The 24,859-nt window shown below is 42.0% G+C and carries 22 protein-coding genes; 7 read left to right on the forward strand and 15 right to left on the reverse strand.

From position 1 onward, the window contains the following. Positions 1-82: 82 nt before the first annotated feature. The 6 genes from B2863_RS12240 to B2863_RS12265 form a co-directional block, all read right to left on the reverse strand. Positions 83-622: a pentapeptide repeat-containing protein gene (locus B2863_RS12240; protein ID WP_296211060.1), complete on the reverse strand. Its 540-nt coding sequence runs from the start codon at positions 620-622 to the stop codon at positions 83-85. Between the two features lie 25 nt (positions 623-647). Next, a complete protein-coding gene (locus B2863_RS12245; protein ID WP_296211063.1) occupies positions 648-2,348 on the reverse strand; it encodes a copper resistance system multicopper oxidase in 1,701 nt (566 codons plus the stop codon). 98 nt (positions 2,349-2,446) lie between these two features. After that, complete coding sequence (locus B2863_RS12250) at positions 2,447-3,094, reverse strand: DUF411 domain-containing protein (protein ID WP_296133885.1); 648 nt, start codon at positions 3,092-3,094, stop codon at positions 2,447-2,449. Between the two features lie 139 nt (positions 3,095-3,233). Then, entirely contained in the window at positions 3,234-3,827 is a 594-nt protein-coding gene (locus tag B2863_RS12255) for a c-type cytochrome (RefSeq protein WP_296211066.1), read from the reverse strand. A 90-nt stretch (positions 3,828-3,917) separates the two neighbouring features. Continuing rightward, a complete protein-coding gene (locus B2863_RS12260) occupies positions 3,918-4,196 on the reverse strand; it encodes a hypothetical protein (protein WP_197102714.1) in 279 nt (92 codons plus the stop codon). A gap of 176 nt (positions 4,197-4,372) precedes the next feature. Then, positions 4,373-4,657, reverse strand: a complete 285-nt coding sequence (locus B2863_RS12265; RefSeq protein WP_102093213.1) for a hypothetical protein — start codon at positions 4,655-4,657, stop codon at positions 4,373-4,375. A gap of 227 nt (positions 4,658-4,884) precedes the next feature. Here B2863_RS12265 and B2863_RS12270 point away from each other — a divergent pair, with 227 nt between their 5' ends. Then, positions 4,885-5,604, forward strand: a complete 720-nt coding sequence (locus B2863_RS12270) for a heavy metal response regulator transcription factor (protein WP_102078699.1) — start codon at positions 4,885-4,887, stop codon at positions 5,602-5,604. Continuing rightward, a complete protein-coding gene (locus B2863_RS12275) occupies positions 5,579-7,075 on the forward strand; it encodes an ATP-binding protein (protein WP_296211075.1) in 1,497 nt (498 codons plus the stop codon). The genes B2863_RS12270 and B2863_RS12275 overlap by 26 nt, the downstream gene beginning before the upstream one ends. A gap of 625 nt (positions 7,076-7,700) precedes the next feature. Here the strand turns inward: B2863_RS12275 and B2863_RS12280 are convergent. Beyond that, on the reverse strand, positions 7,701-8,063 hold the full coding sequence (locus B2863_RS12280) for a hypothetical protein (protein ID WP_102091131.1): 363 nt from the start codon (positions 8,061-8,063) through the stop codon (positions 7,701-7,703). A gap of 35 nt (positions 8,064-8,098) precedes the next feature. Between B2863_RS12280 and B2863_RS12285 the strand changes: the two genes are divergently transcribed. After that, complete coding sequence (locus B2863_RS12285) at positions 8,099-8,899, forward strand: SIR2 family NAD-dependent protein deacylase (protein WP_296211081.1); 801 nt, start codon at positions 8,099-8,101, stop codon at positions 8,897-8,899. Between the two features lie 106 nt (positions 8,900-9,005). Here B2863_RS12285 and B2863_RS12290 read toward each other — a convergent pair whose 3' ends face one another. The 4 genes from B2863_RS12290 to B2863_RS12305 all read right to left on the reverse strand — a co-directional run bounded on the left by B2863_RS12290 (position 9,006) and on the right by B2863_RS12305 (position 12,742). Next, positions 9,006-10,004 (reverse strand): adenosine deaminase, encoded by a 999-nt coding sequence (locus B2863_RS12290; RefSeq protein WP_296211084.1) that lies wholly within the window; start codon positions 10,002-10,004, stop codon positions 9,006-9,008. Positions 10,005-10,208: 204 nt separating this feature from the next. Beyond that, on the reverse strand, positions 10,209-10,733 hold the full coding sequence (locus tag B2863_RS12295; RefSeq protein WP_296211086.1) for a TPM domain-containing protein: 525 nt from the start codon (positions 10,731-10,733) through the stop codon (positions 10,209-10,211). Positions 10,734-10,804: 71 nt separating this feature from the next. Beyond that, on the reverse strand, positions 10,805-11,986 hold the full coding sequence (locus tag B2863_RS12300; RefSeq protein ID WP_296211088.1) for a TPM domain-containing protein: 1,182 nt from the start codon (positions 11,984-11,986) through the stop codon (positions 10,805-10,807). A gap of 123 nt (positions 11,987-12,109) precedes the next feature. Next, a complete protein-coding gene (locus B2863_RS12305; protein ID WP_057758539.1) occupies positions 12,110-12,742 on the reverse strand; it encodes a LemA family protein in 633 nt (210 codons plus the stop codon). A gap of 956 nt (positions 12,743-13,698) precedes the next feature. Here B2863_RS12305 and B2863_RS12310 point away from each other — a divergent pair. Beyond that, positions 13,699-15,246, forward strand: coding sequence for an alanine/glycine:cation symporter family protein (locus B2863_RS12310; RefSeq protein ID WP_201569401.1), 1,548 nt, complete (start codon positions 13,699-13,701; stop codon positions 15,244-15,246). Between the two features lie 438 nt (positions 15,247-15,684). Here B2863_RS12310 and B2863_RS12315 read toward each other — a convergent pair whose 3' ends face one another. Beyond that, on the reverse strand, positions 15,685-16,290 hold the full coding sequence (locus B2863_RS12315; protein ID WP_057758535.1) for a fasciclin domain-containing protein: 606 nt from the start codon (positions 16,288-16,290) through the stop codon (positions 15,685-15,687). A 422-nt stretch (positions 16,291-16,712) separates the two neighbouring features. Then, positions 16,713-17,267: a fasciclin domain-containing protein gene (locus tag B2863_RS12320; RefSeq protein ID WP_296211098.1), complete on the reverse strand. Its 555-nt coding sequence runs from the start codon at positions 17,265-17,267 to the stop codon at positions 16,713-16,715. Positions 17,268-17,839: 572 nt separating this feature from the next. On the opposite strand from B2863_RS12320, the gene metH reads away from it, so the two are divergent. From metH to B2863_RS12335, 3 genes are all read left to right on the forward strand, one after another. After that, on the forward strand, positions 17,840-21,643 hold the full coding sequence (gene metH, locus B2863_RS12325) for a methionine synthase (RefSeq protein WP_296211101.1): 3,804 nt from the start codon (positions 17,840-17,842) through the stop codon (positions 21,641-21,643). A gap of 207 nt (positions 21,644-21,850) precedes the next feature. After that, entirely contained in the window at positions 21,851-22,780 is a 930-nt protein-coding gene (locus tag B2863_RS12330; RefSeq protein WP_296211104.1) for a bile acid:sodium symporter family protein, read from the forward strand. A 382-nt stretch (positions 22,781-23,162) separates the two neighbouring features. Continuing rightward, positions 23,163-24,425 (forward strand): RNA-directed DNA polymerase, encoded by a 1,263-nt coding sequence (locus B2863_RS12335; RefSeq protein ID WP_296211107.1) that lies wholly within the window; start codon positions 23,163-23,165, stop codon positions 24,423-24,425. 24 nt (positions 24,426-24,449) lie between these two features. On the opposite strand, the gene B2863_RS12340 is transcribed toward B2863_RS12335, so the two are convergent. Together B2863_RS12340 and B2863_RS12345 are read right to left on the reverse strand one after the other, a co-directional pair. Continuing rightward, on the reverse strand, positions 24,450-24,593 hold the full coding sequence (locus tag B2863_RS12340) for a DUF2256 domain-containing protein (protein ID WP_296211113.1): 144 nt from the start codon (positions 24,591-24,593) through the stop codon (positions 24,450-24,452). Positions 24,594-24,638: 45 nt separating this feature from the next. Then, entirely contained in the window at positions 24,639-24,839 is a 201-nt protein-coding gene (locus B2863_RS12345) for a DUF2256 domain-containing protein (protein WP_349678899.1), read from the reverse strand. Between the last annotated feature and the right edge of the window lie 20 nt (positions 24,840-24,859).

The following is a 24,859-nucleotide window of genomic DNA, read 5'->3' on the forward strand; positions in this document are numbered from 1 at the left end:
CAGTACCCTACCAACCCGTCGCTTCAAAGTTGATTTGGACTTCATCGAACTGATACACCAAGCCATCTACTGAGACTCCCCATTAGTGCATCCTACCCATCATCCTTGGCTTACCATCCTGCCCGTAGGGAACCCCATTTGAATAGTCTGGACTGCGAGCATCGGCTGGTGGCTGCCCACCTTGCATACCAGACATATCCATGCCACTATGATCCATATCAGACATATCACCTGACATATCCATGCCACTATGATCCATATCAGACATATCACCTGACATATCCATACCGCTATGATCCATACCAGACATATCGCCCGACATATCCATGCCACTGTGATCCATATCAGACATATCCATGCTGCTGTGATCCATATCAGACATATCCATGCTGCTGTGATCCATATCAGACATATCGCCCGACATGTCCATACCACTGTGATCCATACCAGACATATCGCCTGACATGTCCATGCCGCTATGATCCATACCAGACATATCGCCTGACATATCCATGTCACTGTGATCCATACCAGACATCTCAGCAGCTGTTGCAAAAGAGGATGTGAGCAAGACTAGCGATGACAAACCAATGAATGGCAGATTTTTCTTAAATATTTTCATAATAAGCCTCATATTTGAAGGTTTGTTAAACAACGGCAACTTCTCTGAACATACCGGCTTCCATGTGATAAAGCAGATGGCAATGCCACGCCCATCGTCCAAACTCACCCGTCACATCAAAGCTAATCTTTTGCGCAGGTTGCACCACAATCGTATGTTTACGTACCTGAAAGTCTCCAGATGGCGTGCGCAAATCACTCCACATACCATGCAAATGCATCGGATGGTTCATCATCGTGTCATTGACTAAGGTAATGCGTACACGCTCGTTAGGCTTAATATTGACAGGGGTTGCATCCTTAAACATGACACCATCTAAGGCCCAAATATAGCGCTCCATGTTACCCGTTAAATGTAGCTCGATCTCTCGGGTAGGCTTACGCTGCTCCGCAAATATGGCCTCATCGACAGAGCGTAATTGATCATAAGTCAAAACCTTTCTATCAATCTCACGCAGATTGATACCGGGGTCATCGAGGTTCATACGTGGACTGTCGACACGCATATCAGATTTAAAGTCATACTCGGTCTTAGCGTGCTTTGCTTTGTAACCTTTATCACCCATCGCACCCATCATATCGGCCATGGTTAGCCATTCGATCTTATCCATAGCAGGTATTGCAGCACGAGCGCCTTTTTTGGTTGCAAGCGTGGTCGCGACATAGCCCGAACGGTCTATATTTTGGGCAAATATCGTATGCGCATCTTTGGTCGGAGTGACGATGACATCATAGGTCTCAGCTACGCCAATACGGAAATCATCAATCGCAACGGGTGCGACATCATTTCCATCCGTTGATACGACGGTCATTTTGAGACCCGGTATACGCACATCAAATATCGTCTGTGCTGAGGCGTTGATAAAGCGTAGTTTGACGGGCTGTCCCGCTTTCACTAGCTGTGTCCAATTGGCGGCTGTGGTCTTACCATTCATCAGATACGTAAAAGTTTTTTCACCAGACAAATCGGTGAAATCCGTTGGCATCATGCGCATCTTATTCCACATTTTGCGCTTATCATGAGCGGCTTCTAGATCTGTTGCTGCGATATCAGACAATAGTTTTTTGAAGTCTGGCAAGTGGTAGTTATCAAAGTCAGCACGCTGCTTTAAAAGTTTTAAGAGATTGTGTGGATCGCGGTGTGTCCAGTCACTAAGCACAATAACGTGGTCTTCCTCGATTGGATGACGCTCACGGCCTTTTGGCTCAATGACGATAGCGCCGAGCATTCCTGTTTGCTCTTGGAACCCACTATGAGAGTGATACCAATAGGTGCCTGATTGCACCAGTTTGAATGTATAAGTAAAGGTACTGTTCGCAGGAATACCATCAAAGCTGATACCTGGCACACCGTCCATCTCAAATGGGACGAGCAGACCATGCCAATGAATAGAGGTCGACTCATCCATCTGGTTATGAACACGGATAGTTACTGTATCGCCTTCACGCATCTTTAGCGTTGGTGCTGGCAATGAGTCATTAATCAGCGTCGCCATGCTCTTTTTACCGTTCACAATAGCGGACTGTTTACTGACGTATAAGTCAAACTCTGTACCGGTTAGAATGGGTACGATATGGTCAGCTTTATCACTGTTGACGGCTACATTTTGTTGCCCTTTATCGAGTGCACTATTGGCAATAGACGGCAGCGTAGATAGCATGGATGCCCCTAACAAAGTAGAAGACCCTGTCAAAAAACGCCTGCGATTGAACATATTCTTGTTCATAATAATTTACCTAACTTAATCCGTGAAATGGGAGTTGAGTTCATATAACTGTTGGCTCATTAATAGAACAGAATGAGCTATGTAATGTTTTAATCAAACTAGATTTGCTGCTGCGGTGAGTCAATGGTTGCATAAATGGCTGTTGAGCCATCTTTGTTAAGCTGCATCACTTTATATGGCATAAATTTATCCTGGTATTCCATACCAGGGCTACCAACTGGCATACCAGGTACGGCAAGTCCAATGGCATCACTTGGCGGATTCTTTAGAAACTGCGCCATGTGCTTAGCAGGGACATGGCCTTCAAAGACAAAGCCATCGGTAGTAACGGTAGTATGGCAAGAGCGCATTTGCTGCGGTACGCCATAACGATCTTTAAACAAAGACACGTCGGCAACATCATGGGTAGCTGCGCTTAACCCATTGTCTTCTGCGTGGCCGACCCACTCTTTACAGCAACCACAATTGGCATCTTTATAGACGGTGGCTGACACATTTCGCAAAATAGTTGATTGGGTATCTGAATGAGCACTGACAGGTATTATTTCGGCTTGTGGTTGCTCTATTAGCGCGGTTTTTTGCGTAGCGGTAGTTGGCTCAGTCGCTGGTTTTGAGTCAGCAGTAGTCGCGTTAGGTTGACTACAAGCGGCTATCGTTAACGATAATGGCAATACCACGATCGCCGAGAGCACACGGCCAGATATCAGATTATGTTCATTAATAAATCTATTGGTATAGCGTCTCATAAAACCACTCCTGAGCGTCTATCTGACGATCACATTTATAAAAATTAAAGCCGTAACACTGACCAAAGTAGTACTGGTAAAGCTTAAAACTCAAATCGCAAAAGGCAGCACTATTAAGCACTGCATCTTTTACGAAAAATCAATGTTGCATTCCGGATCCATCACCTGACATATCCATCTCACCATCAAATGACATGCCCAACATATCATCGTCTATCCTAGTGGTTAGCATGGTGTACTGGTTTTCATTCAATTCAGGTAACGATCTGATAAAAGCGACCATTGCCCACATTCTATCATCATCGTGCGAAGCGCCCCATGCGGGCATACCTGATGCCATAATACCGTGTTTAATGGCCCAAAAGGCTTGCTGAGCACCGGCATCTGTTTTATAGCGTTCCACCAATTCAGTATTGGTAAAATTGGGCGGCTTTGGATATAAACTTGCACTAAAATCAGTACTTTCTACCCCAGGAGATAAGTGACAGCCTGCACACATATCTTTATAGTCTGCCCCGCCCGAGCTGATCATTTCTGTCTTTTCTAGGTTTGGAACCGCAATGTCCTTACTAGCATTTGCTATTGAACGCGTACGTGCCGCTTCTAAAAAATTGTAAACCAGCGGACTATGGGCTTGATCAGCACCGATATTTATCACGCCACTGGTCACCACAATAAAAATGCCCACAATAGCGACAAAGACAGTAAGCAGTACTCCTAGTAAAAACTTCATAGGTTTGTCCTAAAAATCCATTTTTGTTAATACCCAATTACTGCTCGACAAAACCATCTAACAATAATATTGAATTTCTACGATCAATGTCTAAGAATCACTTTTACTAGTAACACAGTGCTTTTGGTACATCGCTTTCATTTTTCCCATGTTGGTCATCATAGCTTTCATAGCAGGATCCTTCATATCCATTTTACTATGATCCATTTTGCCCATCATTTGCATGTGCTTTTCCATTTTTTCACAATTCATCTGATCTTTTTCAGCATGCATTTTTGGGTCATGTGCCAAAGCAGAGGTTGAAACAACTAAGGCTATAGCAGTTGCTACGATTGATTTAGACAGTGGTATTGATTTGAATAGTGACATGGTAAATCCTTATTTTATTTGGTATGAAGTCGAAAAACTTTAAAATATTAAGTTACTTTAAAGCATACTTTATTGATTCTGACAGAGAGATGACAGCAAGATTACAATTCTGTCATCTTGCTATTTATGGTTTTTAATATTGTCATCAATCCTTTAGTATGACATCAGAGCTGATATTACTTATCGCTACCATATTTGTTAATGAAGTATTTTTCAGACTGTAGATGTTGATCTTTGTGTTCAATCTCACAAGCCACTCTAGCATCGATATAGCTTTTCATTTGGGCGCTAGAAAGCTGAGCATCGTTATGATCCAAATTTTTTGCAAAGTCAGTAACAGCGTCGCAGTTATTGATGATTGAAGTACTTAGATCAGTAGTATGCGCATTAGCAGTAGTAATACCTATAAGTACAGATACCGATAGCAATACTACTTTTTTGAATGAACCGTGAATTTTCATATAAAACCTCTTTTGTAAGTTATTAGGCGTTTAAATTGATTACCTGTGAAAATAATTCGTAGTAGCTAGATATTAGGAACGAGCAACTATGTTTCATTCATATAGATTAGCAAATGAAGACTGACAATCTGATTACGAGTACATGACATTTTTGTCAGTTACAAAACGTTTTTGTCATCTATATTGATTAGGATGTCAAATAATCATAATCGTGTTGAGGGGTTACTATGAAAATACTACTGGTAGAAGATGAGTTGAAACTAGGCGAGTATATAAAAAAAGGCTTAACGGAAGCTGGTTTTATTGTTGATCATCACCTAACAGGCCTAGATGGCTATCATGCATTGATGACAGAAGAGTTTAGCGTGATCCTAATGGATGTGATGCTGCCTGATGTTAGCGGCTTTGAGCTGGTGCGCAATTACCGAGCAGCGGGTAAGCAAACACCTGTGCTCTTTCTAACGGCAAAAGATGACTTAAGCGATAAGATAAAAGGAATTGAGATTGGAGGCGATGATTATTTGACTAAGCCTTTTGCGTTTGCAGAATTGATCGTCAGAATAAAGAGTCTGTTACGACGCGCCAATCAAGCCGATTATCAAAGTACGATCCTGCAAATAGCAGATCTCAAGATGGATATTGCCAAGCGCACGGTACATAGAGGCGGCAAGCCTATTAAGCTCACGGCAAAAGAATTTTCCTTACTACAGTTTTTATTAGAGCGCCGAGGTGAAGTGCTACCACGTACCGTGATCGCCTCCCAAGTATGGGATGTGAATTTTGATAACGATACCAATGTGATTGATGTGGCGATAAGGCGTCTGCGTATAAAAATAGACGATGGTCATGAGGCAAAGCTCATTCATACTGTGCGTGGAATGGGCTATCGCTTAGAGGCGCTGGCTACTGAGGTCCAAAGTGATGCGGACGGAGACGATTCTAAATAGCATGAACCATACACTCAGAAACCGGCGCTGGTCACTGCTATGGCGAACGATTTCCTTATTGACAGTCTTCGTTATTATCTCTCAGGTCATCATCTATGCGTGGGTGCAGCGCTCTGTGAGTGGACACTTTGAGCAAATGGACTCAGAGATTATCACCCATGCAGCTTTTAATCTGCGTAAACGCATGGTTAGTGTTAACGAGCCCATAGAACCATTCACAGTGTCAAAGTCCCAATCACTCATTGATGACAATCACTTGCATTCCTCTTGGCTGGATTATGATTTAAAAACCTTAGTAGCAGATAAAAAAGGCAAGTTATTATCCAGTGACCCCAGTAGTTTCATTCATAGTTTGCCAGCCGATTTTAGTTTGTTATCACTATGGCAGGAACATCACGATCAGCAGTTTATGATCAAGATAAACAATAGGCATTACCGAGCCATTATTATTCCAAATCAAGAGATTTTGGCGTTTATTGCCCTACCTACCAATGTGCATCATCAATATCTTATCCAGTTTAATCGCCAGCTGAGCTTGATACTCACAGCCATCACCTTGTTGTTGGTTTCAGTAGCGGCATTAAGTGTGTATTGGGGGTTTGCGCCTCTGGCCACTATCGTCCAAAAAATGAAAGGCATAAACCTGCAAAGGTTAGACGAAAGAGTATCGGTTGGCGATATGCCGTTAGAGCTGCGACCACTAGCAGAGTCTTATAATTCGATGATGGTCAAGCTTGAAAGTAACTTTGAGTCTTTGTCTCGGTTTTCAGACAATATCGCTCATGAGCTACGTACGCCAATAGCGACGCTGAGTACACAAACGCAGGTCATGTTAACTAAGCCAAGAGAAGGCGACGAATACATTGAGCAGCTACATCATCAGCATGACACGTTAGAGCAGCTGTCGGCCATGATAAACAATATGCTGCTACTGGCAAAAACCCAAAAAGGATTAAGTGACTCGCAAATCAGTCACGTGGATACGGATAGTTTAATCACCAAGCTTGTTGATTACTATGAAATGATTGCAGAAGATCGAGGGATAACTTTTGAGAAATCAGGTGATTTTGAAATGGTGTTGGGTGATGAAGGCTTATTGCAACGGCTGTTTGCCAACCTGATATCAAATGCCATTTATTATGCAGCTAGTGATAGTACTATCATGATATCCGCTACCATCCTCACCTCAACCACCTCACTTAATGTGACTAAAGACGAGGTTCGACCCTCAAAGCAGCAACGGTTAAGGATAACGATGACCAATCGTTTAGACAAACCATTAGATCAGAAAGAGGCTGATAAATTATTCGAGCGATTCTATCGTCATGATAAGACTAGTCATAAGTACGCAGGTACAGGATTGGGATTGTCTATCGTGCAGGCCATCGCTAATGCCCATAAAGGTAAAGTCAGTATTACTATCAAAGATGAGTGTTTTTTTGAGGTTACTGTAGGATTATTGATGGCTTAACAAGGTAAATCAAAAGAAGATAAACTCAAAACGTTGTTGTCAAAAACTCAATATCAGAGTATTTGCAAGTGTAGTCCAGAACCGTTTCTTCAATGCATTCGAAAAATCGTTAAGATCTAAACTACGGCTGAAATACCTGACTATTTTTTCGAAATTATAGCAGCCCATTTCTACAGTAATTTATTCCAATATTACTTTGATGAGTTAATAATTCGCTTAATCAGTAATTTCTGAAAAAGTTAAGTATAAAATACGTACATTAATACTATAAAAAATGATTGAATTCTATACTTAACTAGTGACCAAAATTGATATCAATGTTGCTATAAAATACTTTAAAATACGCTAAACGTCATGGCATAAAATTCTTCCTATCCCTTTATTTATAACGTATAGTAGGTTTATATACATCAAAGTCATTTAACGAAATATGGTGGTTCTAGCCTCCGAAGCCGAGGGTCGTGGGTTCGATTCCCGCCGAGCGCACCAATCATATTGTCTATAACCTCGCTCCATCACTTCCTCAGTACTATCTTAAACTACCTATAATAATTAAACCTACATATCAAAATGTTTGCGGTTTTTCTGTGCTTGTATATTTCTAGTGCTCTCAGCTATATAGAACTTACTCTGCATCTTGTAAGTTAGCTGTTAGCTGAGCACGGCTAGGTATACGGTGATAATTAATCACTGGCACATCACCCAAACGGCGCTGACCTTCAGCAATTTTTTTATCAATCGTAATCATCGCAATTTTTTTATCTTGTTTGCTAACGAGCAAATGATTTGCCTTACGTGTGACTCGATAATCAGCAAAATGCTGCTTTAATATCGCTGATGTTTTTTGCAACGCATCATTTGGTGTTGCATTTTTTGATTTTGCACCGCTATGCTTTTCGCCTGCTTTTGCACCGCGCGATTTTGCCACGAACCATAAAACTGCGATGACAGCGAACAATATGACAAGCCACCAAATTCCGTCTATCATAAGTAAAAATATCCATTATTAGCAAGGGTTGGCTCATGTTAGCAGAATTATCACCAGCGTTAATAGCAGAAGTAAAACTTGCAGCACAACTGCTGGCATCCAAAAAGCGTATTTGCATTTTGACTGGGGCTGGCATTTCAGCAGAAAGCGGCATCCCAACGTTTCGAGATAAGCAAACAGGGCTGTGGGAGAACTATGGTGTCGAAGACTTGGCAACCCCTGAAGCGTTCACTCGTGATCCAAGGCTAGTGTGGTCATGGTATCAATGGCGCCGGCAAGTGGTCGCAGACAAAGCGCCAAATCCTGCCCATCATGCGTTGGCTCAGTGGCAGTATCATGCGCAAACCTCCGATCAGCAAGTGACACTCATCACCCAAAATGTCGATGATTTGCACGAGCAAGCTGGTAGCGCAGTGACTCACCTGCATGGTTATCTGTGGCGTAACCGCTGTGGTCGGTGTGAGATACCCTATCAAGATAAATCGAGAGCGTCATACGACAATCAAGGCACAATGAGCTTTGATGAAACACTGCTTAACTGTCCGCATTGCGACGGTTACATCAGACCAGATATTGTTTGGTTTGGCGAAGCTCTACCTGTACAGGCCTGGCAGGCTGCCGAAGATGCTGCGGCTAATTGCGAGGTGTTTATCAGTATCGGTACATCAAGCTTGGTTTATCCGGCTGCTGGATTGGCACAATTAGCAAAACAGAATGGCGCGCAAGTTATTGAAATAAACCCTGACCCCACACCAAATACCATCGTCGATATCACATTAGCAGAAAAGGCTGGAGTAATACTGCCGCTGCTTATAGAAGAGATTACTGCTCTATAAACGCTGCTACTACTTATAGATATTACTGAATGACAGACAATAAAAAAGGCTTAACGATTCATATAAACCGTTAAGCCTTTGCTACTAATAATAAACTCACTGCAGCTTATTTCAATGCAAGATCAACTCTCGCCAAGTAAGCTTCTTTTAACTCATCACTGATAAATGCCGATTTAAACGAGTTTTTTACCAAAGTAATAACATCTTCTTCCGTAATCGGTAGATTCTCATATAGGTTAATGAAGTTTTGATTCACGTAACCTTTGAAATACGCAGGGTCATCTGAGTTAACGCTAATATTCAGACCGTAGTCTAAAAGCTCTTTGATATTGTGCTCTTTATAAGTCTCAAAGACTTTTAGCTCGATATTTGAGTTCGGGCAAACCGTCAGTGGCATCTGCTCATCTTTGAGTCTTTGCATCAACTCTGGGCTTTTTATAGACTGCACACCATGATCGATTCTATTGATATTCAATAGGTCTAATGCTTCGTAGATATATGAAAAGTCTGCTTCTTCGCCTGCATGAGCAACCAACTTAAAGCCTTCTTCTTTGGCTTTTTGGAAGACTTCCTTGAATTTCGATGGTGGGTTACCTAATTCTGATGAATCAAGACCAACACCGATAATGTCGTCTTTATACTCTAGTGCTTGCTCTAACGTCTCGAACGCTTCTTCTTGCGATAAATGACGCAAGAAACACATGATGATGCATGATGTAATACCGTATTTTGCTTTGGCATCGGCGAGTGCTTCTTTGATACCTGTGATGACCGCTTCAAAAGGTACGCCGCGTTCGGTATGCGTCTGCGGATCAAAGAATATCTCTGTGTGAATAACATTATCTTCGACACATTTAAGAATATATTCCCACGTCAAATCATAGAAATCATCCTTTGTAAGCAGGACGTTGGCACCCGCATAGTAAATATCTAAAAAAGTCTGTAGATTGGTGAAGTTATAAGCACTGCGTACATCTTCGATATCTTTATAAGGTATCTCTACGTTGTTCTTTTTGGCCAGTCTAAACATCAGCTCAGGCTCTAACGAACCTTCAATATGTAGATGAAGTTCAGCTTTCGGTAGTTTCTTTATTAATTCAATCATAGTATTCCAATAATGGTGTTATCGAGACGAGCCCTAGTAAATGTTGCACAGTAGGATAATCAAACCATGCATATATGAGGCGTTATCTGTCTCAGAAAAATCATTTTAACACTAAAAGCGTATCGCCTAAAACAAAACCCTTTGACCTTATAGATAAGCTACTTATAAAAGCAACCTTCTTAATACAACTGTATAAGGCGCAAACTACTTTAAAAACACCACTGTATCGGACAGCTCATTACCTTCTGGATCATGCTCTAAATGATAATACTGACGTAATACCTGCCCCACTTCATCCAGCAGCTCAGCCAAGCTCTCTTCTGTCTTTTGAGTAGCGATACCAGATACCGCCTTTTCGCACATTGCATTCCATACTGTTGGACTAACGTGAGCGCTGATACCTCGGTCTGCGACAATCTCTAGTTTACGCTCGCATACATTGACATAGATCAAGACGCCCGTATTTTCTTCCGTATCCCAGACGCGATATTCGCTAAACAAATCAATCGCACGCTCACGGCAGTTCATGCGATAGGCTTCTTGGATAGGCAGATGATTTTCTACGATTAAAAACACCTCACCACGATGCCCACGCTCGGCTCGTGTCACAGCATATGTTAGGCGTGCCTTGGATTCTGTTGTCAGCCACTTACTATGTAATAAAGGGACGAACAAAACTTGACGCCACCAGCGGGCAAAACTGGGGTTTGAAGCATTGTCTTCTACCATTATATTATTTCCTCAAGTACGTCGTTTTCGATGGTTATGTAGAGTTTATTTTGTTTGCGTGTGTGGAATACTTACCACGAACCACCTGCGCCGCCGCCGCCGAAACCACCGCCACCGCCAAAGCCGCCGCCTCCGAAACCACCACCGCCAAAGCCGCCTCCACTACCGCCGCCCATACCGGGTAAGAAAATCATGCCGCCTCTGCGCCCACCTTTACCGCCGCCGCCTTTTCCACCGCCACCGCCGCGTGAGATCAAAAACATCCAAATGAATATTGCCATAATCAGCGTCATAAAGAAGCCGCCGCCTAAAGCCATCGAACCTGCAAAAAACCCGCCAGCGGTAATAATAGAACCAAATACTCGGCCCAATATATTAGTAATAAAGCTACCAAAAATCATCGCCATGATAAATAAGAAGATAGGTGACGGCAGCTCGTCTGAGCTTTGCTGAGCAGTACGTTCTGCGGCTTGCGCATCAGCACGGGCTAAGACTTCAGGATCAGCAGTTAGGCGTGTTTTAAGCGCTTCAACGCCAGCGATTATCCCTGCACCATAGTTATTTTGCTTAAATAACGGCGTGATATCTTCGCGAATGACACGGTTGACTGCCGCATCAGGCAAGACGCCTTCTAGTCCATAACCCGTTAGGATATACATATCACGGTCATTGACAGCGACGACAATCAGTAGACCATCATCGATAGCTTCATCACCCAATTCCCACTTTTCAGCAACTTGCAATGCATAATCAAATATTGGTACGCCATTGGTAGTTGGTACGATAACCACTGCTGCTTGTGCTAATCCCTGCTGATAGATACTTTGAAGCTGTGCCTCTAGACGTAGCTTCTCTTGAGGATTTAGGATATTGGCCTGATCAACGACTGGTTCATTGAGTATCAACTTATCAGCGTCAACACCCTCGGCACTGGAGCGTACAGGTGGCTTAGCGGTTGTTTGAGTATTGGCAGTACCATTTGCTGTACTTTGGTTATTTGCGTTTTGATTGATAGCGTCGTTGCCGAGCACCGCTTCATTGATGGCATCGTTATTTAATACAGCATCATTGATTGCTTCGTTAGACTCGCCTGCTTTAGCAACGGCCACCAACTCTTCGACACTACGGTTTTGCAGATTCGAGGTGCTATCTGTCGCCACCGCTGTATCATTGGGTGCAGCGTGCAATGCAGGCACGCTGACGACACCTAACGTAAACAGTAATGCTGATAAGATTGCTTTTGAATTATTCATCTAATCTATACCACCTCAAATAACATCTTTACCAATTGATAGACTCTAACTAATCATTGTCAAACCATTAGTTAAATGAACAGAGCTGCCTATGCCACTCTGTCGTCACGTTCATTCTAAATTTTATTCAGCAGACTTTTCTGTAGAGTCGCCAAAATCAACACTTGGTGCGGTTGAAATTGCCTCTTCATTGGCCACACTAAAGTTGGGCTTAGTATCCATACCAAATACTTTTGCAGTGATGTTAGTTGGGAACTGACGCACCGTTGTATTGTATCCCTGCACTTCTTGGATATAACGGTTACGAGCCACAGCAATACGGTTCTCAGTACCTTCTAACTGCGCTTGCAAGTCCTGAAACAGTGCATCTGACTTTAGATCTGGATAACGCTCAGACACCGCCATCAAACGTGACAATGCCCCTGTCATCTGCTCTTGCGCTGCTGCATAACGCTCCATCGCTTCTGGGTCATTAAGCACTTCTGGCGTTACCGTGATACCGCCCGCACGTGAGCGAGCTTCTGCCACTTGGGTGAAGACCTCTTGCTCTTGCTCAGCATATTGCTGTACGACTTTGACTAAGTTTGGCACCAAATCAGAACGGCGCTGATACTGGTTGACCACTTCTGACCATGAAGCAGTGACCTGCTCATCTTGTGCTTGCAGGTTGTTGTAGCCACAGCCGCTTAGACCAACCGTAGAAGTTGTCAATAAAGCGGCTAGCAACATCGGCTTCATAATAGATTTACGCGTCATTGTTGATTCTCCTAATAATGATAAATAACAAATATCCAGTACCACGTTTTTAATATTTTTAAGTTTGCTTGGTATTCATACGGCAGTCATACGCTCTATATATTGTATATCTGCGCATCACTCTATCAGCATGATATCAAAAGAAGTTGTCCTAATGATGGCGTTATACACGGCTTTTTACAATTGACCGTTACCAAAACACAACCGCATAGTGTCAACGATAACGCGTTTTTATCATGATAGATATAGAGCAAAAATCTAGCAGTCTGGCGCAATCAGACTAAATGTTATGAAAGTACAAACAATTATTTATATATCATCCAAATCTTGCTAATGTATTAACCAAATAAAATACGAATATATCTACCCTCTATAAAGAAATTTCTAGTAATTAGTACAAAAATATGGCAAATTGCAGTTACGTAGCCGTACGGTTTGAATACATTTGGTAGTGGACTTATAGTTTGATTAGTATTAGTGAGTTGTTAATTTCTTAATAAAAACATCAATTAACTGTCAAATTATCGCTAAATACTGTCAATTCGCCATACCAGTCATGTATTTATTCAAGACAGCTCATAGTAAGTTGAATGCCATCATGGTGATGGATATTTAATTATATAACCGCCTGTTTTATCCGCCGGTCAACTTATGACTCATCTGATGTATAACATGATGATAGAAGACCGCAGTAGTTGAGGTTGTAGAATAATAGTAAACGCAGCTGATATTAATATTATCAGTGATAAGCGCTATGCAAATAGTCCGTATTACTGATGAGATACGCGGGTAAATACAGACAACTACAGTCCATTCTTGGTGGCCAAGCACATGAGACTTAGACAATAAATAAGTCGATGCAGAGACTTTAACTGCTTAACTTAAATAAGTAAGTTAACCAGTTAGTTTACTCCTAGCAAACAGTGCCACCTTGAGACAGTACTAGGAACATAAATATGGAAGGTTTAGTTAACTTAGTAAATGGAATTATCTGGAGCCCAGCGCTGATTTATCTCTGCTTGGGTGCCGGTCTGTTCTATTCCATTATGACGCGCTTTGTACAAGTACGTCTATTCGGTGAGATGATCAAACTCCTATTCACTGGTAAATCTAGTGCACAGGGTATCTCATCATTTCAGGCACTTGCCGTCTCACTCGCCGGTCGTGTGGGTATGGGTAACATCGCTGGGGTAGCTGCTGCTATCGGCTTCGGTGGCCCAGGTGCCGTATTCTGGATGTGGATCGTAGCCTTCCTAGGTGCATCTACAGCCTATGTCGAATCTACTCTTGCTCAGATTTATAAAGAAAAAGATGTGGTAACTGGCGAGTATCGCGGTGGCCCAGCTTATTACTTTGAACGTGCCCTTGGTCAAAAGTGGTACGGCATCCTCTTCGCAATCGCTTCTATTTTATCATGTGGTATGTTCTTACCTGGTGTACAGGCGAACGGTGTTATCAGTGCATTTGCACAGGTAATGGGCGAAGGTACGATCATGAACGTTGCAGGCCTAGAAGTTGGCTCTATGCGTTTGGTCGGCTTGGCTATCATCTTAGTGGTGCTAGGTATCATCATCTTTGGTGGTATTAAGCGTATTGCAACCTTTACTGAGTTTGCAGTACCTTTCATGGCATTAGGTTATATTGCCCTAGCGCTAATCATCATGTTCAGCAACTTCAGCTTGATTCCAGATGTATTTGGTATGATCGTTGGTGATGCATTCACTGCACAAGCAGGTTTTGGTGCTGCTATCGGTTGGGGTGTGAAACGTGGTATCTACTCTAACGAAGCTGGTCAGGGTACAGGTCCTCACGCTGCTGCTGCTGCTGAAGTTGAGCATCCATCACAGCAGGGTCTAGTTCAGGCATTCTCAGTATATGTTGATACATTACTAGTATGTTCTGCTACTGCATTCATGATCTTATCTACTGGTATGTACAACATTCAAGGTACGCTACCAGATGGTCAATTCATCGTACAGAACGTTGCTGCTACTACTGAAATCAATGCTCCTGCGTTCACGCAAATGGCAATGGAATCTGTATACGGTACGTTTGGTAATGCCTTTATCGCAATCGCTGTATTCTTCTTTGCCTTTACAACAATTCTGGCTTACTACTACATCGCTGAAGTCAACGTCGCTTACTTAACACGCTTCCTTGGTCGTAGTGCGAACAGAACTGGTCTATTCCTAGTGAAAGTGCTTATCATGGCGATGGTTGCTTATGGTGGTCTAAACTCAGCTGGTTATATCTGGGCAATCGGCGATATCGGTGTTGGTCTTATGGCTTGGCTTAACATTGTTGGTATTCTTGTTATCTTTATCGTGGCTCGTCCAACACTTACTATGCTTAAAGACTATGAAGCTCAGCGCAAAGCTGGCGTAACTCGCTATAGTTTTGATCCTGCTAAATTCGGTATCAAAAATGCACCGTATTGGGAAGAGCGTCATCTAGCACAGCAAAAAAGCATGAACGCTGACCCATTACGTAAAGATAAAGTGTAAGTTGATTTAATAAGATTGCTACTTAATCTTATTGAATAAAAAAAAGCCCGAGACCTTGTTCTCGGGCTTTTTTGTTTGGATAGTTTTCTACACCACTATAGAATAGCTTACCGAAAAAACATCAAAACCTACGTTCATACAAACTGATTTAATACCTTAAAATCACCCTTTTATCTCTCAAAGTCAACCTGTCTTTGAAATAACATATAACTGTTATTTTGTATTTTGCCTGTCTTCTTTATAGAGCTCGCTTTAACATTTTATAACCTTATCTTAATTAGGTAGCCGCACCCGTATAGTTAACCCATAGCTTATCTCATCGCTTAAACTTCTGCGCCTTAACTCCCCCATTTTTAATCTATAGACGTAAAAAAACCTAGCGCGATGGCTAGGCTTTCTTTAACTTATAGATTATAAATCTACGCGTCAATAAATTGCTTATTCAGGCATTAATACTGCATCGATAGTGTGTACCACACCATTGGTTGCCATAATATCTGTACCAGTGATATTTGCTGTGTTACCAGTAGCATCAGTAATTACATTGTCTTCACTAATAGTGATGGTTTTACCATTCGCTGTTTCAATCTCAGTACCGTATGGGATATCAGCCGCTTTAACTTCCATTGCTAGTACATGGTAAGGAAGGACAGTTTTTAGCAAGTCTGTATTGGCCAATAACTCTTCTTTAGTCACGCCTAGTTTTTCTAGTACTGGCGCAAATGCATCATCAGTTGGGGCAAATACAGTATGCTTAGTTTCTTCCATTAACATAGTATCAAGACCAGCAGCCTGTAACGCAGCGGTTAAAATAGTTAAATTTTCGTTTTCTGCTGCGATTTCAGCGATAGTCTGAGTCGCTTCCATATCCATTTCGGCCATTGGCTCTGCTTCAACAGCTTCGGTCTCAGCAACTGGCTCAACTGCCATCTCTTCAGTAGCTTCTGGTTCAGTTGGCTCTGCAACAGTCTCAGTGTCGTTACACGCTGCTAGTGACATGGCTGCAGTTACAACTGCGATAGACAACAAATTCTTCTTTAACATAGGTAATTCCTTTTTGGATAAATAATTGATTAAGGGATTTATTTAAATTAATAATTTTCGATAAATATAATGGTGACCAATGATTGATAAATTTACCAATTACTTAGTCATACTATTTAGTCCGTTATATTGATAGTTCTCAGTCTAACTGTTTAATTTTCAAATGGTATTTACTTAGGTAGCAACACTGTATCAATCACGTATATAGCATTGTTTGCTTGTATATCAGTTATTGCGATATTTGAGACAAAATGCTGTTGATTAACTACTTTTAGATGTTTGTTTTAAGATTTCAACATAAACAGAAACTTATATAGATAAAACTCTAGAGTCTAAAACAGCCATTGTCTAATAGTGAAATCATCACAAACAATGGCTGCTTAGTCTTATAATAAATACAGTAGGTATGCCTTAATTAATACTTATTTAGGCAACAATACTCTATCGATTACATGGACAACACCATTGTTGGCAGCGATATCAGTCTTGACGATATTCGTTGTACGACCATTTTCATCCATCAATTTGCCTTCTTTAGTCACCATTAGCGTGTCTTTGCTAGCAGTCATTACGTTACCAGGCTTCACATCTTTGGCATACATAGCCATATCACCCGCGACTACGTGATAACCCAATACTTTGGTTAATAATGGCTTATTGGCAAATAACTGTGCTTTGGTCATACCTGTTTCTTGCAATGCTTGCATAAAGGCGGCATTGGTCGGTGCAAATACCGTATAGTGAGCGTTAGGATCAGACAACATATCGACTAGACCTGCTGCTTGTACAGCTTCTACCAATACTGAAAAATCAGGATTGCTTTGGGCAATTTGTACAACATTCATCTTAGCCATACTCTGACTGTGCATTGGTGCTTTCATATCGCCCGTCTTTGCTGGCATCATATTATTACAAGCACTTAGACCTGCGATTGAGATAGCCAATGTACCGATGGTGGCAATTTTAGTAAATTTCATAACATTTTCCTTAATGATTTGAATTTCTTTGACGTTGGTATTGTTTCAACTATGATATTACTGTCTTACAGATCGTCTTGCCTGCTAATGCCATTTGCTCACCATACCGTACTACTAACACTGATACTCTTGGTGCCAGTTACTGCTAATAAATGAGCCTATATTTATAAGTAGGACTTACTAAGACCTTGTATTTCTGAAATTAAATTAACATGTAAGCAATCTTTATCAACCTGCCTTTGCGCAATTTTTTGTGGTATGGGTGTAAATTTTGTCTAACTTCTGAGCATTCCCGTTGGTTTTCATTTGCAAAAGAAAAGCTTTATGTAAGCCCTTAGCGAAATGATATTCATTTGTGCGTATCTGCTTTATGAAATAGACTCTAGCACCTTACTTTGTTACTTAGTTTTCCTCTTATTGATCTATTGCCAAAGAGGAATATGCAGTATCCCTATGTAGCAAACTTTTCATGCTAAAATAATGCAAATTTGCGGTCTTCTTCGTGAGACTCTGCACGCTACTGGTTTATTATTCCTTCTTTTTTTAATAATTACGATATAAGCAGCACACCTATGATTCCAACAACGACCTCACCAACCGATTCTCATACCGATACTGCCTCTAGTTCCTCATCCGCTAATGACTTTATATTGACGCCACCTGCTGTATTTCCGTTTAAAGAGCAGCAGCTAACCGCTCGTGCCCGTATCACTGAGCAGATGGCATCACGCATTTTGATGTTAGACGGTGCGATGGGTACGCAGATTCAGACCTATAAACTAGAAGAAGCAGATTATCGTGGTGAGCGTTTTGCTGATATCGACCAAGATGTACGCGGCAATAACGATCTGCTAGTACTGACTCAGCCACACATGATTAAAGACATTCATCACGATCATCTGCTGGCGGGCGCTGATATCATCGAGACCAATACCTTTAACGGTACGCGTCTGTCGATGGCTGACTATGACATGCAGTATCTAGTGCCAGAACTAAATAGGACAGCGGCCAAGATTGCTCGAGAAGCGGCGGATGAATTTACCGCAAAAACGCCTGAGAAACCGCGCTTCGTTGCAGGTGTCGTGGGCCCGACGTCACGTACGTGCTCGCTATCGCCTGATGTCAATGATCCTGCATTTCGTAATATTACCTTTGATGAGTTGGTATTAAACTACCGTGAAGCGACCTTGTGCTTGATAGAAGGCGGTGTCGACCTTATCCTAATCGAAACTATTTTTGATACGCTGAATGCCAAAGCCGCAATCTTTGCCATCACTGGTGTGTTTGATGACATTGGTTTTGAATTACCGATTATGATTTCGGGTACGATTACGGATGCCTCAGGCCGTACGTTGTCAGGTCAAACGGCTGAAGCCTTTTATAACTCAATCCGCCATGCCAAACCATTATCAGTAGGCTTCAACTGCGCGCTTGGTGCCGATGCGCTACGTCCACACATTCAAACGCTATCTAATATCGCCAATACTTATGTGTCAGCGCATCCAAACGCAGGTCTACCCAATGAGTTTGGTGAATATGATGAAACGGCTGATGAAACCACTGCGCTGCTAGAAGGTTTTGCGAAAGCAGGTATCTTAAATATCGTGGGCGGCTGCTGTGGTACGACACCAGAACATATCCGCCAAATCGCGAATATGGTAAAAAACTATGCGCCGCGAGTGATTTCTGAAATCGCCCCTGCCTGCCGCTTGTCTGGACTTGAGCCATTTACCATCACAGCAGACAGCTTGTTCGTTAACGTGGGTGAACGTACCAACGTGACAGGCTCTAAAAAGTTCTTACGCTTGATCAAAACCGAAGCCTATACCGAAGCACTCGATGTCGCCCGCGATCAGGTAGAAGGCGGTGCGCAAATCGTCGATATCAACATGGATGAGGGCATGCTCGACTCCAAGCAAGCGATGATTCATTTCATCAACTTGGTATCAGGCGAGCCAGATATCAGCCGCGTACCGCTCATGATTGACTCTTCTAAATGGGACATCATCGAAGAAGGCCTAAAACGCACGCAGGGTAAATCTGTCGTCAACTCTATCTCCTTAAAAGAAGGTCATGCTGAGTTCGTCGAGCGCGCCAAACTGTGTATGCGCTATGGTGCTGCCGTTATCGTCATGGCATTTGATGAAGATGGTCAAGCTGATACTTATGAGCGTAAAATTCAAATCTGTCAGCGCAGCTATGATGTGTTGGTTAATGAAGTCGGTTTCCCTTCTGAAGACATCATTTTTGACCCGAACATTTTTGCCGTTGCAACGGGTATCACCGAGCATAATAACTATGGCGCTGACTTTATCAATGCCACACGCTGGATTACGGAAAACCTGCCGAACGCGATGGTCTCGGGCGGCGTATCCAACGTGTCGTTTAGTTTCCGTGGTAACCCGATCCGTGAAGCGATCAACTCTGTATTCTTATACCATGCGATCAAAAACGGTCTGACCATGGGTATCGTCAACCCAGCCATGCTTGAGCTGTACGATGATATTCCAAAGGAAGCTCGTGACGCTATCGAAGACGTCATGCTCAACCGCAATCAAGGTGAAACTGGTCAAGATGCCACTGAGCGCCTGATGACCGTCGCTGAAAACTATCAAGATGGCGGCAAGAAAAAAGACAGTACCGTCGATATGAGCTGGCGCGAAGGTACGGTAGAAGAACGTATCGCCCACGCACTGGTCAAAGGTGTAACGACTTTTATCGAAGCGGATACCAAAGAAGCCTGGGAGAAGTATCCCAAACCGCTAGAAGTCATCGAAGGGCCGCTCATGGACGGTATGAATATCGTCGGTGACCTATTCGGTGCGGGTAAAATGTTCCTACCGCAAGTCGTAAAATCTGCCCGTGTAATGAAGCAATCGGTCGCATGGCTAAACCCGTATATCGAAGCGGAAAAAGTCGAAGGCGAAGTCAAAGGTAAAATCCTAATGGCAACCGTCAAAGGCGACGTCCATGATATCGGCAAAAATATCGTCGGCGTGGTACTCGGCTGTAACGGCTATGACATCGTCGATCTCGGTGTCATGGTGCCATGTGAAAAAATCCTAGATACTGCCATCGCAGAGAAAGTCGATATCATTGGTCTGTCTGGTTTGATTACCCCAAGTCTAGACGAGATGGTCTATGTCGCAAAGCAAATGCAAGAGCGCGGCATGACACTACCATTAATGATCGGCGGTGCAACGACGTCTAAAGCGCATACTGCCGTCAAGGTCGAGCCACAATATCAAAACGATAGCGTCATCTATGTATCGGACGCTTCGCGCTCAGTCGGCGTGGTGACCAAATTGCTATCAAAAGAGCACCGTCAAGCGCTCATCGATGAGACACGCGAAGAGTATGTCAAAGTGCGTGAGCGTCTGGCTAAGCGTCAACCAAAAGCTGCCAAAGTCACCTATGCCGAATCAGTCAAGATTGGCTTTCAGTATGATTGGGAAACCTATGTGCCACCAGTGCCAAATAAGCTAGGACAAGTGATATTGGATGACTATCCAATCGCGAATCTGCTGCCTTATATTGACTGGACACCGTTCTTTATCTCTTGGGGTCTGACCGGTAAATACCCGAAAATATTGCAAGATGATGTGGTTGGTGAAGCAGCTCGCGATCTGTTTGAAAATGCAGAAGAGCTACTACAAAAGATGATTGATGAAAAATCAATCGTAGCCAAAGGAGTGTTTAAACTGATGCCCGCTCGCCGTACTGGCGCAGATACCGTCACTGTATATGACAATGCGCCTGCTGATGGCGGTAAACCGACCTACCAGTTTGAGCACTTACGTCAGCAAAGCGACAAAGCTAGTGGCAAGCCAAACTTTAGTTTGGCAGACTTTATCTCGCCATCAGAGACGCATACCGATCACTTGGGCGGCTTTACTGTCTCCATCGTCGGTACAGAAGCACTGGCTGAGCAATACAAAGCGGCAGGCGATGACTACAATGCCATTATGGTACAGGCGCTATCTGACCGTTTAGCCGAAGCATTCGCCGAGCATCTACATGAGCTCATTCGTAAAGAGTATTGGGGCTATCAGCCGACTGAGTCACTCACCAATGATGAGATGATTAAAGAAAAATACGTCGGTATCCGCCCTGCACCTGGCTACCCTGCCTGTCCTGAACATACCGAAAAAGGCAAATTGTTTGACTGGCTCGGAACGGTAGATGCTATCGGTACGACCTTAACCGAGAGCTATGCGATGTGGCCTGCGTCATCTGTCAGCGGATTCTACTATTCACATCCTGACAGTGAGTACTTCAATGTCGGTAAGATAAGCCGTGATCAGTTAGAGAGTTATGCTGAGCGTAAAGGTTGGGATATAAAAACGGCTGAGAAGTGGTTGAATCCGAACTTGTAGTTGATTGGCTAATCAAGTTATAGAAACCTGATAGTTCTTTTTTGGCTTACTCATTTAATATGGGTAAGCCATTTTTTATGGCGCATCCTTTATTTATTATCAGCAAACTTATCGCTACGTTCATAGCAAAATACTTTTATCATTTACTGACAAGAACCATGCTAGATTATTGTCTACTTTATTACTTTTATTGTTGTGAGACAGACTATGAATCAGATTGCACTACTTTCTAGTTGGATTGGCAAAACCTTTGCAATCTGGGCATTGGTCAGTGCTGTTTTGGGATTTATTTTTCCTGAATTTTTTGCTTCGTTGGCTTTTTTGATCGTTCCTATACTTGGCATCATTATGTTTGGGATGGGCATGACGCTCAAGATGGAAGATTTCCTAGAGATTATCAAACGCCCCAAGCCTGTACTGGTAGGACTGTTGGCACAGTTTACGCTCATGCCGTTGATTGCTTATCTATTAACGGTCATCTTCAACCTTGATCCTTTAATAGCTGTCGGTGTTATCTTGGTTGGTTGTTGCCCGGGCGGTACTTCTAGTAACGTGATTACGTTCTTAGCCAAAGGTGATGTAGCTTTGAGTGTAGCGATTACCTCTATCTCTACCCTACTGGCACCTTTTTTGACCCCGATTCTATTAAATGTGTTTGCTGGTCAGCTGATCGACATCGACCTAGCCAGTATGATGATGACCATTACGAAAATCGTTATCTTGCCCATATTACTGGGTGTTATCTTTCATAAGTTTTTGGGTAAAAAGATCGAGTTCGTTACCGAGGTATTACCGATGGTGTCGGTATTGGGTATCTCTATTATCATCGCGGCGGTGGTTGCCGTGTCTAAAGCGACCATCTTAGATAGCGGTGCTATCGTCTTTATCGTGGTTGCCTTACATAATATGACGGGTTATACCTTGGGATATGTAATCGCTCGCTTGTCTGGCTTTACGGAGAAACAACGCCGCGCGATTATGATAGAAGTGGGCATGCAAAACTCTGGTCTGGGCGCTGCCCTTGCGGCAACTTATTTCAACCCTGTTGCTGCCTTACCAAGTGCAATATTCAGTGTCTGGCATAACTTTAGTGGTGCGCTGGTTGCGAATATTTTTGCTAAGAGAGATGGTAGGTAAGAAATAACTATATAATGAGGACTTACAAGGCTTCAGACAACTAATACAGATACCTTTAATAATGTTCTTAAAAGCTTTTAGCAAATTATACAATGAGAAGATTCTACATGAGCGCCGCTAATAAAAGTAAGTCTATTCTTGAGCTAGATAGTATTTCTGTACGTGATTACTTTCTTAAAAGCGAATCTTATTGCAATGTAGACTTACCACCTTATTATAATTTCCAGAATATACTTAATGAAATCGATCTTATATATAGCAGTCTATTATCTGATAACAAGAAGCTTGAAGGGTATACTGAAGGCAATAAAAGCAATAACAACGTAAAAAATCTTGATGATGTGAATCACCACATATATGCCAACAAGGATGGTGGCTTGTCTTGGAGAGAGTTTCAGATAATCCACCCGCTCCTGTATATACTATACATTTACTGCATACAATAACAGACGAAAATAACTGGGATACTATTAAAGAAAGGTTTAAAGCCTTTCAGAATAATGGAAAAATCCGCTGTTTAAGCGTTCCAATGATATCTTTAACAAAAGAATCTGATAAAGCGGCACAAGTTAGTAGCTGGTGGAAAAATATTGAACAAAAATCAATTGAACTCGCATTAAGTTTTGATTATTTGTACGATACAGACATCTCAGATTGTTATGGCTCTATTTACACCCACTCTATCGCTTGGGCTATAGAAACCAAAGAAACTGCTAAAAATAAAAAGACAGATAAAAGCCTTTTAGGTAATCAAGTTGACTCTATTTTTCAAATGATGCAGCAGGAGCAAACTAACGGTATTCCTCAAGGTTCAAATTTAATGGATTTCATAGCTGAAATTGTCTTAGGATATGTTGATGAAAAAGTCGGATGTGCCATAAAAGATGCAGAAATAGATGATTATCAAATTATTAGATACAGAGACGATTATAGAATTTTTGTAAATAGTGCTACTGAAGGAGAGTTGATACTTAAAATAATATCAGAAAACCTCCTAGACTTAGGGATGCGTTTAAATAATTCAAAAACAAAAAAGTCTAATGATGTTATCTCAACAGCTATCAAGCCTGATAAGATAGACTGGTTGTCTAAAAATATTGCTTCAATAAACCCGCAGAATAGATTATTGCTGCTACGTGAACACTCTAAGAAATACCCGAACTCAGGAACATTAAAGAAAGAATTAAAAGTCTTCTATGGCAATTTTGATGAGTATAAGATTCACTCAGATTCTTTGTCAGTGATCTTAAGTATAGTCACTGATATTTGCTACAAAAACCCTTCTACCTATACTGTTTGCTTTGCTATTGTAAGTAAACTACTCAAAGAAATGGAATCAAGGGTAAATACTAATCATGTAATAATAATGATATACAAGAAATTTGAGAAAATTCCTAATACAGGTTTTATGCAAATATGGTTTCGCCGAATGATGCAAGAGCCTAATGACAACATAATTTTTACAGAAAAACTATGTTGTTATTTAGATACACCAAAATGCATATGGAATAATGATTGGATAACCAATAAAGATATGAAGAAAACACTAAATGAGACACATATTGTAGACGATGAAATATTAAAATCGTTGCATCCAGTTATTCAAAGCGAAGAGTTCGCACTTTATACTTATAACAACAAGTGACGCTTATACTATGATCTTGTATCATTAATTAATCTTCCTCCCACGCCGACACCGCTCAGAACAATAAATCACCTGCTCCCAATCTTTCTCCCATTTCTTACGCCACGTAAACGGGCGCTGGCAGACGGGGCAGATTTTTTGCGGTAGGTTTACTTTTTTATGTGCCATTATTTGCTCCCATCTACTTCTAACTATTTGTGTTGTGATGACATCTTACTTTTGATGATCTAGCCCTTCATACTTTTTCACCCGTCGGCATTGGTCGGAGCAATAGACCATGCTCTCCCAGTTTTTATCTAACTTTTTAGTCCAACTAAATTCGCGCTCGCAGACAGGGCAAAGTTTTTTGCGGACGTTCTTTTTTTTGTGCGCCATAATTTTCTCATTGGTTTGATATAGTCGATTCACTATCATCGGTTACGGTATCAGGCTCG

This window comes from Psychrobacter sp. UBA3480 (genome assembly GCF_002377945.1).
Classification (GTDB): Bacteria; Pseudomonadota; Gammaproteobacteria; order Pseudomonadales; family Moraxellaceae; genus Psychrobacter.

Coding starts and splice junctions, on each gene's coding strand:
- B2863_RS12340 (WP_296211113.1), bottom strand. CDS start 24,593: ATGGCACATAAAAAAGTAAACCTACCGCAAAAAATCTGCCCCGTCTGC.
- B2863_RS12245 (WP_296211063.1), bottom strand. CDS start 2,348: ATGAACAAGAATATGTTCAATCGCAGGCGTTTTTTGACAGGGTCTTCT.
- B2863_RS12240 (WP_296211060.1), bottom strand. CDS start 622: ATGAAAATATTTAAGAAAAATCTGCCATTCATTGGTTTGTCATCGCTA.
- B2863_RS12320 (WP_296211098.1), bottom strand. CDS start 17,267: ATGAAATTTACTAAAATTGCCACCATCGGTACATTGGCTATCTCAATC.
- B2863_RS12265 (WP_102093213.1), bottom strand. CDS start 4,657: ATGAAAATTCACGGTTCATTCAAAAAAGTAGTATTGCTATCGGTATCT.
- B2863_RS12275 (WP_296211075.1), top strand. CDS start 5,579: ATGCGGACGGAGACGATTCTAAATAGCATGAACCATACACTCAGAAAC.
- B2863_RS12280 (WP_102091131.1), bottom strand. CDS start 8,063: ATGATAGACGGAATTTGGTGGCTTGTCATATTGTTCGCTGTCATCGCA.
- B2863_RS12345 (WP_349678899.1), bottom strand. CDS start 24,839: ATGATAGTGAATCGACTATATCAAACCAATGAGAAAATTATGGCGCAC.
- B2863_RS12255 (WP_296211066.1), bottom strand. CDS start 3,827: ATGAAGTTTTTACTAGGAGTACTGCTTACTGTCTTTGTCGCTATTGTG.
- B2863_RS12270 (WP_102078699.1), top strand. CDS start 4,885: ATGAAAATACTACTGGTAGAAGATGAGTTGAAACTAGGCGAGTATATA.
- B2863_RS12260 (WP_197102714.1), bottom strand. CDS start 4,196: ATGTCACTATTCAAATCAATACCACTGTCTAAATCAATCGTAGCAACT.
- B2863_RS12295 (WP_296211086.1), bottom strand. CDS start 10,733: ATGGTAGAAGACAATGCTTCAAACCCCAGTTTTGCCCGCTGGTGGCGT.
- B2863_RS12315 (WP_057758535.1), bottom strand. CDS start 16,290: ATGTTAAAGAAGAATTTGTTGTCTATCGCAGTTGTAACTGCAGCCATG.
- B2863_RS12285 (WP_296211081.1), top strand. CDS start 8,099: ATGTTAGCAGAATTATCACCAGCGTTAATAGCAGAAGTAAAACTTGCA.
- B2863_RS12305 (WP_057758539.1), bottom strand. CDS start 12,742: ATGACGCGTAAATCTATTATGAAGCCGATGTTGCTAGCCGCTTTATTG.
- B2863_RS12250 (WP_296133885.1), bottom strand. CDS start 3,094: ATGAGACGCTATACCAATAGATTTATTAATGAACATAATCTGATATCT.
- B2863_RS12310 (WP_201569401.1), top strand. CDS start 13,699: ATGGAAGGTTTAGTTAACTTAGTAAATGGAATTATCTGGAGCCCAGCG.
- B2863_RS12290 (WP_296211084.1), bottom strand. CDS start 10,004: ATGATTGAATTAATAAAGAAACTACCGAAAGCTGAACTTCATCTACAT.
- B2863_RS12300 (WP_296211088.1), bottom strand. CDS start 11,986: ATGAATAATTCAAAAGCAATCTTATCAGCATTACTGTTTACGTTAGGT.
- B2863_RS12330 (WP_296211104.1), top strand. CDS start 21,851: ATGAATCAGATTGCACTACTTTCTAGTTGGATTGGCAAAACCTTTGCA.
- metH (WP_296211101.1), top strand. CDS start 17,840: ATGATTCCAACAACGACCTCACCAACCGATTCTCATACCGATACTGCC.